Below are 10,966 nucleotides of genomic sequence, written 5' to 3' on the forward strand. Positions count from 1 at the left end.
CCAGGGTGCGCCGCTTGATCTCCTGGTTCAGCCGCTCCAGCATGTTCGTCGACTTCATGTGCTTGTGGTGAGCTAGCGGCAGCCGATAGAAGCTCAGCGTCTCGCCGCGGAACTCGCTTCCGGGGGGACGCGCAGCCACAGCGCTTTTTCGCCGAGGCTGCCAACCATGCCTGCGTGTGCTGCGCGCTCGGCATCGGTCAGGCGCGACGGCAAGGCGATCGGCCGCACACCGATCGAAATATCGATGTCGTCGACATTCTGCCTGCCGCCCGCCGGAGTCAGGATGCTGTCGAGGATAAGGCTTGCCTGCTTGCCGCCGATGAGCTCGATATAGACCTCGGCCAGCAATTCCGAATCGAGCAGCGCGCCGTGCTTGGTGCGGCGGCCGTTGTCGATGCCGTAGCGGCGGCAGAGCGCGTCGAGCGAATTGGGGCCCATCGGATGCTTGCGGCGCGCCAGCGCCAGCGTGTCGACGATCCGTCCCGGATCGATGGCCGGATGGCCAAGCCGGCCGAATTCGAGATTGAGGAAGCCGATGTCGAAGCCGGCATTGTGCGCGACCAGTTTGGCGCCGTCGATGAAGGCCAGAAACTCCTCGGCGATCTCCATGAAAGTCGGCTTGCCCTGAAGATCGGCGGCACTGATGCCGTGCACGGCCTGCGCCTCGTGATGGATCTGGCGGCCTTGCGGGTTGATATATTTGTGGAAGGTTCGGCCGGTCGGGAAACGGTTGACCAATTCGACGCCGCCAAGCTCGATGACCCGGTCCTCGCGCGTGTCGAGGCCGGTGGTTTCCGTATCGAAGATGATCTCACGCATCGAATCAGTCCACTGGTTCCGGCATCATTCTAGCCGAATCACACCAGGAACAAAATGGCAACAAGTAATGCGGGTCTGCAAGCCTCTTAACCAGGCCTGGCTGCCTTATCCACGACTAGTTCGGCGATGATGGCCTTGACGGCCGCGCGAGTGGCGTCAAAGCCCTGACCGGTGTCGATGACAAAGTCGGCGCGCCGGCGCTTTTCGGTGTCGGGAACCTGCCTGGCCAGGATCGACGCCAGTTTCTCTTCGTTCATGCCCGGCCGCGCCAGCACGCGGGCGCGCTGGACTTCGGGCGGCGCGGTGACGACCACGACCTTGTCGACGCGGTTGCGGCCGCCGGTCTCGAACAGCAGCGGTATATCGAGCACGGCAAGCGGCGCGCCGGCGGCACGATGTTCAGCCAGGAAGGCATCGGCGTCGGCACGGACCAGCGGATGGATGATCGCTTCCAGCCGTTTCAGCGCGGCGGCGTCGCCGAGCACCCGCTCCGCCAGTGCCGCGCGGTCGACCGCACCGGATCGGGTGGTGCCGGGAAAGGCCGCCTCGACCAACGGCGCGGCCTTGCCGGCATAAAGGCGATGCACCGCCTCGTCGGAATCATGGACCGGCACGCCGGCTTCGGCGAACATCTTGGCCGCGGTCGATTTGCCCATGCCGATCGATCCGGTGAGGCCGAGCACGATCATTTTATCGCGCCGATATCGGCAGTAATTATTTGCCGCAGTTCGGCGGTGACTTCTGGCCTGATGCCGAACCACCGCTCGAAGCCGGGCACCGCCTGGTGCAGCAGCATGCCGAGCCCATCGACGGTTCTCAGGCCGCGCGCTTTGGCGGTAGCAAGCAGCGGCGTCTCCAGCGGCACGTAGACGATGTCGGTGATGATGGCGCGGTCCGGCAGTCTGCCTGGATCCGCGGACAGGCCTTCATTGCCATGCATGCCGAGCGCTGTCGTGTTGACCAGCAGGCCGGCATCTTCGAGCAATTCGCCGGTCGCCGCGAGGTTGTGGGCGGAAACGCCGGCACCGAAGCGGTCGCGCAGCTCCTGCGCCCTCGCAAGCGTCCGGTTGACGATGCGGATGTCGCTGACGCCGCGCTGCTTCAGCGCATGGATGACCGCGCGAGCGGCGCCGCCGGCACCGAGCACCACGGCGGGGCCGTTGGCCGCCCAGCCCGGTGCATATTCGTCCAGATTGGCGGCAAAGCCATGGGTATCGGTGTTGCCGCCGCACAATTCGCCATTCTCGAACCACAGTGTATTGACCGCACCGATCTGTTCGGCGTCGGCGTCACGCCGCTTGGCCAAAGCGAAGGCGGCTTCCTTGTGCGGGATGGTGACGTTGCCGCCGCGATAGCCTTGTGCCTGCAGCGTCTGCAGGAATTCGGCAAAGGCCTCCGGTGCAACGTCGATGGCCTCGTAGACGCCGTCGATGCCGTATTTCGCCAGCCAGTGGCCGTGGATCTTCGGAGACCTGGAATGCGCGATCGGGTGGCCGGTGACGAAGGCTTTTTTTGGGGCCTCAGCCATCGATCGCCCCGAACTCTCGCAGCTTGGCCAGCACCGGCAAAAGTGGCAAGCCGACAATAGTAAAATAGTCGCCTTCGATTTTTTCGAACAGCTGGATGCCTTCGCCTTCGATCTGGTAAGCGCCGACGCTGGACAACGCTTTGGCGCCGACGCGCGCCAGATGGCGGCCGATGAAGGCCGGATCGAGCTTGCGCATGGTCAGGCTGGCGATGCCGACATGCCGCCACAGAACCTGGCCGTCACGGGCGAGCACGACGGCGCTGTTGAGATGATGCGTCTTGCCCGACAGCGCCAGCAGATGACGGCGCGCCCCTTCCATGTCGGCCGGCTTGTGGAACAGCTCGTCGCCGAGCGACAGCGTCTGGTCGCAGCCGAGCACCAGGGCGCCGGGCTTGCGCTCACTGACGTCGGTGGCCTTGGCTTCGGCGAGCACCAGGGCGACGTCCTCCGGCGACACGCCAGTGTTCTGCAGCGGCGCCTCGAGCGCGCGCTCATCGACAGAAGCCGGAACCGCTTCGACAGTGACGCCGGCATTGACGAGCAGCGCTTTGCGGAACGGGCTGCCCGAGGCAAGGATGATTTTTTCGGCCATTTTTTTCGCCCGTTTGCTGGCGTCACTAGGGTGCGTCGAGATTCAGGTCAGGCCGCGCCGAAAATGGTGGCTTCCGAGAACCGGAGCGGAGCGTACATTTCGTACGTGAGCACCGGAAGCGCAGGAAACCGCCGTTTGCAGGCCGGCATCACCTGAATATCACACGCCCTAGCGCGTCTTGCCGCGCAGGGCAACGATGGCCGCCGCCGTCTCCTCGATCGAACGGCGGCTGACGTCGATCATCGGCCAGCCGTGCCGCGTGCATATCTGGCGGGCATAGGCGAGCTCTTCGGCGATCGCGGCGCGGTCGACATAGTCGGTCGGTTCGTAGGCGCTGGTGCCGAGAATGCGGTTCTGCCGGACCTGCGAGATCCGTTCGGCGGTGGCGACCAGGCCGACGATCAGCGGCCTCGTGGCATTGACCAGGCTTTCGGGCACTGGAACGCCGAGCACGATCGGGATGTTGGCGGTCTTGATGCCGCGATTGGCGAGATAGATGCTGGTAGGCGTCTTCGAGGTGCGGGAGATGCCGACGAGCACGATGTCGGCATCATCCATATTGGCCGGCAGCTGGCCATCGTCATGCTCCATGGTGAAGTTGAGCGCGTCGATGCGGCGGAAATATTCGGCGTCCAGCACATGCTGGGCACCGACGCGGCGGCCGGCCGGCGTGCCGAGATAGGACTGGAACACCGTCAGCACCGGTTCCAGCACCGAGACGCAAGGCAGGCCCATCGCCGCGCAGCGTTCGTCGATGCCGCGGGCAAGCTTCTGGTCGACCACCGTATAGAGGATGATGCCCGGCTCCTCCTCGATATCCTCGAACACCTTCGTCACCTGCTTTTCGGTGCGGATGAGCGGGTAGATATGTTCGATGGCGCGCGCGTCCTTGTATTGCGCGGAAGCCGCGCGGCCGGCGGCCAGCAGCGTTTCGCCGGTGGCGTCGGAAATCAGGTGAAGGTGAAAGAAGCTCTGCGGTTTGTTCACAGGATACATTCCAGGCTGTGGGCCGATGTGGATAAGCCGGGCGGGAAACTCGGCCACCGCAAAGCGACTGTATCAGATGGCGGTTTGTCCACAATTCGATGTGCTGTCGGCTTCTCCGGGCGGTTGGGGACAAGTCCGGGGACGGAGCTTTTTGCCTTCGCTTCATCCACAGGGGCAATTTCCCTGGCCTGGCGGCAACGCATTGACTCCAGTCGTAAATTCCCGACTTTCCACAAAGTCCTGCAATCCCGTTGGAGAAGCGCGCGACAATATGCTGGCTGGTCTTTTCGAGGGCAAAGCGGGACAGGAGACAACCACCACAACCAACAGACTCTTAGAATCATAAGATTCCTAAAAATAGAATATTTAATTATAGGGAAGCCTGGAAAGGCGAGCGCTCAATGCCTCAAGACCGGATCGTGCTGGACGTGTTGAGAGGCAAGGCGGCGTTTCCGCCACCGCTCTGGATGATGCGCCAGGCCGGCCGCTATCTGCCGGAATACCGGGAGACGAGGAGACGGGCCGGATCCTTCCTCGATCTTTGCTACGACCCGGATCTCGCCGTCGAAGTGACGCTGCAGCCGATCGAACGCTTCGGCTTCGATGCATCGATCCTGTTTTCCGATATTCTTGTCGTGCCGCATGCGCTCGGCCGCGACGTGCGCTTCGAGGAAGGACGCGGCCCGCTGCTGACGCCGATCACGGCTGCGGAAATTGCGGCTCTCGACGGCGAAACGTTTCACGTGAATCTCGAGCCGGTCTACGAGACGGTGCGGCGGTTGCGCGCCAGACTGCCTGATGAAACGACGCTGATCGGCTTCTGCGGTGCGCCCTGGACGGTGGCGACCTACATGATTGCCGGCCACGGTACGCCCGACCAGGCGCCGGCCAGGCTGTTCGGCTATCGCGAGCCGGCGGCCTTTCTTAGGCTGCTGAAGGTGCTCGCCGATCATTCGGGTGCCTATCTGATCCGCCAGATCGAGGCCGGCGCCGACGTGGTGCAGATCTTCGATTCGTGGTCAGGCGTACTCGACGAAGCGTCTTTCGAGTTGTTCTGCGTCGAGCCGGTGGCCTCGATCGTCCGGCAAGTGAAGGCTGCTCATCCCAATGTTCCGATCATCGGCTTTCCCAAGGGCGCGGGAGATCACTATCGAAGCTATCGCCAGAAGACCGGCGTGACCGGGCTGGGCCTCGACTGGACCGTGCCATTGTCGACGGCGAAGGAATTGCAGCGTGACGGCGCCGTGCAGGGCAATCTCGATCCGCTGAGGCTTGTAGCCGGTGGCAAGGCGCTTGACGACGGCGTGGGGGCGATCCTGAAGGCGCTGGGCGACGGGCCGCTGATCTTCAATCTCGGCCATGGCATCACGCCGGAGACGCCGCTGGCGCATGTCGAGCGGATGGTCAAGCTGGTGCGGAGCGCATCGTGACGATGATGGGCGCGGACAATGCGAACGGCACCAACACCGGTAAGGGCGCGATGCGCCGCGCGGCAATCGCGATCGCCATTTTCCTGGTGCTGGCCGGGCTGCTGTTTTTCTTCGGGCCCGATGATTTCTATCCCTGGGCGAAGGCGATCCATGTGATTGCCGTCATCTCCTGGATGGCTGGCATGCTCTATTTGCCGCGCTTGCTGGTCTATCATGCCGATGCCGAAAAAGGCTCCGTCCAGTCGGAGACTTTCAAGGTTATGGAGCGCCGCCTGCTGCGCGGCATCATCAATCCGGCAATGGTGATCACCTGGGCATTCGGCCTTTGGCTCGCCTGGAAAGGCTTTGGTTTTCAAGGCGGCTGGCTGCATGCCAAGATCGCTGCGGTGGTTGGCCTGTCGGCCGTGCATGGCTATCTCGCCGGCGCCGTCCGCAAATTTGCCGAAGACCGCAATGAAAAATCGGCAAGGCACTGGCGGATCGTCAATGAGATCCCTACATTGCTGATGATCGTCATCGTCGTCCTGGTAATCGTGAAACCGTTCTGACGTCTTCGGTTGCCCGCAAAAGGCGGCTTGCTCTTTCAACCGACCGACGATAAAAGACGGGTCTTCCTTCCCGTCATGCGCCGCCCATTTATCGCTTCGGCCGCGCCCGGCATTTGTCGCATCCCGCCGATATTTTTCCCAAAGCTTACTCAGAGTCCGTCTAATGATGCAAGAAATGAAACTCACAGAGTTCAAGAACAAGAAACCGCCAGAGCTGATCGCTTATGCGGAATCGCTCGAGGTCGAGAACGCCAGCGTCATGCGCAAGCAGGAGCTGATGTTCGCGATCCTGAAGAGGCTGGCGACCCAGGATATCGAGATCATCGGCGACGGCGTCGTCGAAGTGCTGCAGGACGGCTTTGGCTTCCTGCGCTCCGCCAATGCCAACTATCTGCCGGGTCCCGACGACATCTATATTTCACCGTCGCAGATCCGGCGGTTCTCGCTGAAGACCGGCGATACGGTCGAAGGGCCGATCCGCAGCCCGAAAGAGGGCGAGCGCTATTTCGCGCTGCTCAAGGTCAACACGATCAATTTCGACGACCCGGAAAAAATCCGCCATAAAATTCATTTCGACAATCTGACGCCGCTTTATCCGACCTCGCGGCTGAAGATGGAGATGGAGGTTCCGACCTCCAAGGATATTTCGGCGCGCGTCATCGACCTGGTGGCGCCGCTCGGCAAGGGCCAGCGCGCGTTGATCGTGGCGCAGCCGCGCACCGGCAAGACGGTGCTGCTGCAGAACATCGCCCATTCGATCACCACCAACCATCCGGAATGCTATTTGATCGTGCTTCTGATCGACGAGCGGCCGGAGGAAGTCACCGACATGCAGCGCTCGGTGAAGGGCGAGGTGGTGTCCTCGACCTTCGACGAGCCGGCGGTGCGCCACGTCCAGGTTGCCGAAATGGTCATCGAGAAGGCCAAGCGCCTGGTCGAGCACGGCCGTGACGTCGTCATCCTGCTGGATTCGATCACCCGCCTCGGCCGCGCCTACAACACCGTCGTGCCGTCATCCGGCAAGGTGCTGACCGGTGGTGTCGACGCCAACGCGCTGCAGCGGCCGAAGCGCTTCTTCGGTGCTGCCCGCAATATCGAGGAAGGCGGCTCGCTGACCATCATCGCCACGGCGCTGATCGATACCGGCAGCCGCATGGACGAGGTCATCTTCGAAGAGTTCAAGGGCACCGGCAATTCGGAAATCGTGCTCGACCGCAAGGTGGCGGACAAGCGCATCTATCCGGCCATGGACATCCTCAAATCCGGCACCCGCAAGGAAGACCTGCTGGTTCCGCGCCAGGACCTGCAGAAGATCTTCGTGCTGCGCCGCATCCTGGCGCCGATGGGAACGACCGACGCCATCGAGTTCCTTATCGACAAGCTCAAGCAGACCAAGACCAACGCGGATTTCTTCGATTCGATGAATACGTAAAGGGGGCAAGGCGCTGTCCCGCCGGCGTTCCGGTTCTGTGCACCTCGACCTATCGACGGCGCAACTGCCGCTCGAGTTCCTCAGCGTCGGTTATCACCGGCAGGCAGACCTGCCCCGTGCAGAGCCAGGCGCCGGGCTCGGTCGTTGGCGGCAGGACGCCGCCTGGCAAGGCCGGCAGATTTGTCGCCGAGCCAACAGGCACGACGACGTCCACCCGGCGCGGGTCTGGATTTCGATTCGCAACCGGAACAAGCCTTGGATGCTCCGGTCCATCCACGATCACCAGCTTCAGCGGTTCAAGCGCCAAGGCACAGGCATTGACTATACCCGCCTGGCCATAGCCCTGGTGCTCCGCCCGCCCGCCCGCGTGCTCTGCGACTGTCCAGGCTTTTTCCCAGAGATCGAGATCGCCCGAAAGCGACGACAATCGGACCAGAGCCTCGATGATCTGGCCGGTAGCGGAAGGAATGGCTTCGTCGACGTCGCCGCGGATGCGGATGGGCACATCCGCGCTGTCGGACGCGGTCAGATAATAGCCGGTCTTGTCGCTGTCCCGGTGCCAAAGATCGAGTTGCTCAATGAAGTTCCCGGCGCGATCGATGTAGCCGGGATTGCCGGTCGCCTCGAACAGTGAGATGGCGGCGTTGGCCATGGCGGCATAGTCGCTCGACAGAGCCGGAAACAGCTTCTTTGCGCCGAGCATCGAATGCGGCAGGCGGCCGTCACGTCCGGCAGCCGCAATCGCGGCAAAGGCCGTTGCCGCCGCTTCGATCCAGTCGGATCGGCCAAGCGACCGTCCGGCCTCGGCAAGGGCTGCGATCATCAAGCCGTTCCAGTCGGTCAGGGCCTTGCCGTCACGCCCGGGCCGCACGCGCTGTTCCCTCGCTGCCAGCAGCCTTTGCTTGAGCGGAACCAGAAGGTCACGATCGATGACGTTCTGCGCCTGTTGAGCATCAGTCTGGCAAATGATCGGCTTGCCTTCCCAACCATGCGGGTCGGCAAGCGTGAAGTATTTGAAAGACAATGCTGAATCGTCGCCAAGGGCTGCTTCTAGCTCATCCCTGCTCCAGGTGTAGAACAACCCCTCCTCGCCCTCGCTATCGGCATCAAGGCTGGCGGCGAAGGCATCGCCCTCGACTCGCATTTCGCGCAACAGCCAGGCAATCGTCTCTTCGATTCGCAACCGGAACAATTCCTTGCCGGTTGACGCATAGGCCCAATTGCACAAGCGGATGAGCTGGGCATTGTCGTAGAGCATTTTTTCGAAATGCGGGACCAGCCATTCGGCGTCGGTCGAGTAGCGGCTGAGTCCGCCGCCAATATGGTCATAGATGCCGCCGGCCAGCATCTTTTCGAGGCTGAGGAGGACGGCGTCGCGGTGGGATGCGGTGCCGTCGCGCAGCCAGGACAGCCAGAGGCTCTGCATGAACGGCGCGTTGGGGAATTTCGGCGCGCCGCGCAGACCGCCCAAATCGCGGTCGATCATGCCGTCAATGCCATTGGCGAGGTTCGCCAGCATGCCGCGGTCGAGCACGGCCTTGGCATGGCTGCCCGCTAGCCGCGTCTCGACATGCGTGGTCAGGCCGTCGGCACTCTGGTTAACGCTTTCTTTCTTCTCCCGCCAAGCCTTGTCAACCGCCTCCAGCACCTGGACGAAACCCGGCCGGCCGTAGCGGGCTTCGCGCGGAAAGTAAGTGCCGCCCCAGAACGGCTTGCCCTCCGGCGTCAGGAACATGGTCAGCGGCCAGCCGCCCTGCTCGCCCATCGAGGACAGCGACGCCATGTAGATCTGGTCGATGTCGGGGCGCTCCTCGCGGTCGACCTTGATATTGACGAAGAGACGGTTCATGACGGCGGCGACGTCGTCGTTCTCGAAGCTCTCATGCGCCATGACGTGGCACCAATGGCACGCGGCGTAGCCGACAGAGAGCAGGATCGGACGCTGCAGCACCTTTGCTTCGGCCAGAGCGGCGGGCGACCATGGCCGCCAGTGCACGGGATTGCCGCTGTGCTGCTGCAGATAGGGGCTGGCCTCTTCGGCAAGCAGGTTTTGTGCAGGCAATGTCACGGCACTACTCGATGCGGATTGAACAGGCATAGCTAGGGCGCTTCGGCAGAGCGGGCAAATGATTTCAAAAGACTCCATCGTGGCGCTGTCGAGCGGGCGCCTGCCGGCCGGCATTGCGGTGATCCGGATTTCCGGGCCGCAGAGTCGATTCGCTGTCGAAACGATTGCTGGATCGAAGGTGCCAAACCGCGTTGCCACCTATCGCAGGTTCCGGGCGCCCGACGGATCGGTGCTGGACAGCGGCCTGGTCGTCTTCTTTGCCGGCCCCGACAGTTTTACCGGCGAGGACGTTGCAGAGTTCCATGTGCATGGCGGGCGCGCCGTTGTGGCGAGGATGCTGGAAACGATCGCCTCCTTCGACGGCGTCAGGCATGCCGAGCCTGGCGAATTCACCCGCCGCGCCTTTCTCAACGGCAAGCTCGATCTGGTCGAAACCGAGGCGCTGGCCGATCTCATCAACGCCGAAACCGAGGCGCAGCGGCGCTTTGCCGTTCACAACGCCCAAGGCGTGCAGAGCGAACTCTATCTGGGCTGGCGCCGACGGCTGATCCACGCCCGCGCGATGATCGAGGCCGAGATCGATTTTGCCGACGAGGACGACGTGCCGGGCTCGGTCGCCGACACAGTCTGGTCGGATGTTCAGGCCGTGATCGACGAAATCGAGCGCCATGTCGCAGGCTTCCGGGCTGCCGAGATCATCCGCGACGGGTTCGAAGTCGTCATCCTCGGCGCACCGAATGCCGGCAAATCCAGCCTGTTCAACGCCCTGGCGCGGCGCGAAGCGGCCATCGTCACCGACGAGCCGGGCACGACCCGCGACCTGCTCGAGGTGGTACTGGACCTGCAAGGGGTGCGGGTCAGGGTAACCGACACCGCCGGTCTGCGGGAGGCGCCCGGCAAGATCGAGGCGATCGGCATCGAGAAGGCCAGGACCAAGGCGCACAGCGCTGATCTGCTGTTGCTGCTGGAGGATCTGGCGGAGCCAATCGCGATCGGTATGCTGCCGGGCGACATTCAGGCGCTGAGGGTCGGAACAAAAATTGACCTGCTGGGGGGTAAATCGCCCTCGCCTGCGGTGCACTATGATTTCGCTATCTCGACGCGGGACGGCACGGGTCTGGCCGAACTGCTGGACGAGATCGGGCGTCGTGCCGCAGTCCAGATCGGCAAGGCCGGCGATGTCCTGCCGTCGCGGCTGCGGCACGTCGAGCTGCTCAACGAGACGAAACGCTTCCTGCTCGCAGCAGTGGTCAGTGGTGATCGCGGGCAGGAGCTACGGGCCGAGGAACTGCGCCTGGCGGCGGATCGGCTTGGACGCATCGTCGGGACGGTCGATGTCGAGGATATGCTGGACGTTATTTTTTCGCAGTTCTGTATCGGCAAATGACTCACGTGAAACATTGCCAAGTACCGAGATGCGGGCGTGTCGCTAGCTTGCTCGCTTAGTGGGGGGAAGCCGGTGATGATTCACGTGAAACACGTAGCGATGAACGCAGACGGAATTGTTTCACGTGAAACGACTAGTGGGTGTCCTTGACAGTGCAGGCTCACGGGCACATGTG

Annotated in this window: 10 protein-coding genes and 1 pseudogene; 4 read left to right on the top strand and 7 right to left on the bottom strand. The window is 62.8% G+C overall.

The window, feature by feature from the left end; translation table 11 throughout:
* The 6 genes and pseudogenes from NKJ81_RS23435 to NKJ81_RS23460 form a co-directional block, all read right to left on the bottom strand.
* Window positions 1-103, bottom strand: a pseudogene (locus tag NKJ81_RS23435) (transposase); the annotation flags it as partial.
* Window positions 94-819 carry a DNA polymerase III subunit epsilon gene (gene dnaQ / locus NKJ81_RS23440; RefSeq protein ID WP_352541913.1) on the bottom strand — a complete coding sequence of 242 codons (726 nt, stop codon included), beginning with the start codon at window positions 817-819 and terminating at the stop codon, window positions 94-96. The gene dnaQ and the pseudogene NKJ81_RS23435, both read right to left, overlap by 10 nt.
* 86 nt (window positions 820-905) lie before the next feature.
* Window positions 906-1,508 (bottom strand): dephospho-CoA kinase, encoded by a 603-nt coding sequence (gene coaE / locus NKJ81_RS23445; protein ID WP_352473995.1) that lies wholly within the window; start codon window positions 1,506-1,508, stop codon window positions 906-908.
* Window positions 1,505-2,347, bottom strand: a complete 843-nt coding sequence (locus NKJ81_RS23450) for a shikimate dehydrogenase (protein ID WP_352541914.1) — start codon at window positions 2,345-2,347, stop codon at window positions 1,505-1,507. The genes coaE and NKJ81_RS23450 overlap by 4 nt, the downstream gene beginning before the upstream one ends.
* Entirely contained in the window at window positions 2,340-2,939 is a 600-nt protein-coding gene (locus NKJ81_RS23455; RefSeq protein WP_352541915.1) for a Maf-like protein, read from the bottom strand. The genes NKJ81_RS23450 and NKJ81_RS23455 overlap by 8 nt, the downstream gene beginning before the upstream one ends.
* A gap of 168 nt (window positions 2,940-3,107) precedes the next feature.
* Window positions 3,108-3,926, bottom strand: a complete 819-nt coding sequence (locus NKJ81_RS23460; RefSeq protein WP_254817949.1) for a pyruvate, water dikinase regulatory protein — start codon at window positions 3,924-3,926, stop codon at window positions 3,108-3,110.
* A gap of 401 nt (window positions 3,927-4,327) precedes the next feature.
* Here NKJ81_RS23460 and hemE point away from each other — a divergent pair, with 401 nt between their 5' ends.
* From hemE to rho, 3 genes are all read left to right on the top strand, one after another.
* Entirely contained in the window at window positions 4,328-5,356 is a 1,029-nt protein-coding gene (hemE, locus tag NKJ81_RS23465) for a uroporphyrinogen decarboxylase (RefSeq protein ID WP_352541916.1), read from the top strand.
* A 2-nt stretch (window positions 5,357-5,358) separates the two neighbouring features.
* Window positions 5,359-5,904, top strand: coding sequence for a protoporphyrinogen oxidase HemJ (gene hemJ, locus NKJ81_RS23470; RefSeq protein WP_502898648.1), 546 nt, complete (start codon window positions 5,359-5,361; stop codon window positions 5,902-5,904).
* 166 nt (window positions 5,905-6,070) lie between these two features.
* The gene (rho, locus tag NKJ81_RS23475) at window positions 6,071-7,336 is read left to right on the top strand and encodes a transcription termination factor Rho (RefSeq protein WP_023675925.1); all 1,266 of its coding nucleotides are present in this window, start codon (window positions 6,071-6,073) and stop codon (window positions 7,334-7,336) included.
* A gap of 49 nt (window positions 7,337-7,385) precedes the next feature.
* Here rho and NKJ81_RS23480 read toward each other — a convergent pair whose 3' ends face one another.
* Window positions 7,386-9,404, bottom strand: coding sequence for a thioredoxin domain-containing protein (locus NKJ81_RS23480; RefSeq protein ID WP_352541917.1), 2,019 nt, complete (start codon window positions 9,402-9,404; stop codon window positions 7,386-7,388).
* Window positions 9,405-9,462: 58 nt separating this feature from the next.
* Here NKJ81_RS23480 and mnmE point away from each other — a divergent pair, with 58 nt between their 5' ends.
* Window positions 9,463-10,791, top strand: a complete 1,329-nt coding sequence (gene mnmE, locus NKJ81_RS23485; RefSeq protein ID WP_352541918.1) for a tRNA uridine-5-carboxymethylaminomethyl(34) synthesis GTPase MnmE — start codon at window positions 9,463-9,465, stop codon at window positions 10,789-10,791.
* Window positions 10,792-10,966 lie beyond the last annotated feature (175 nt).

The sequence above is a fragment of the Mesorhizobium sp. M0018 genome, assembly GCF_040323955.1.
Lineage (GTDB): Bacteria > Pseudomonadota > Alphaproteobacteria > Rhizobiales > Rhizobiaceae > Mesorhizobium.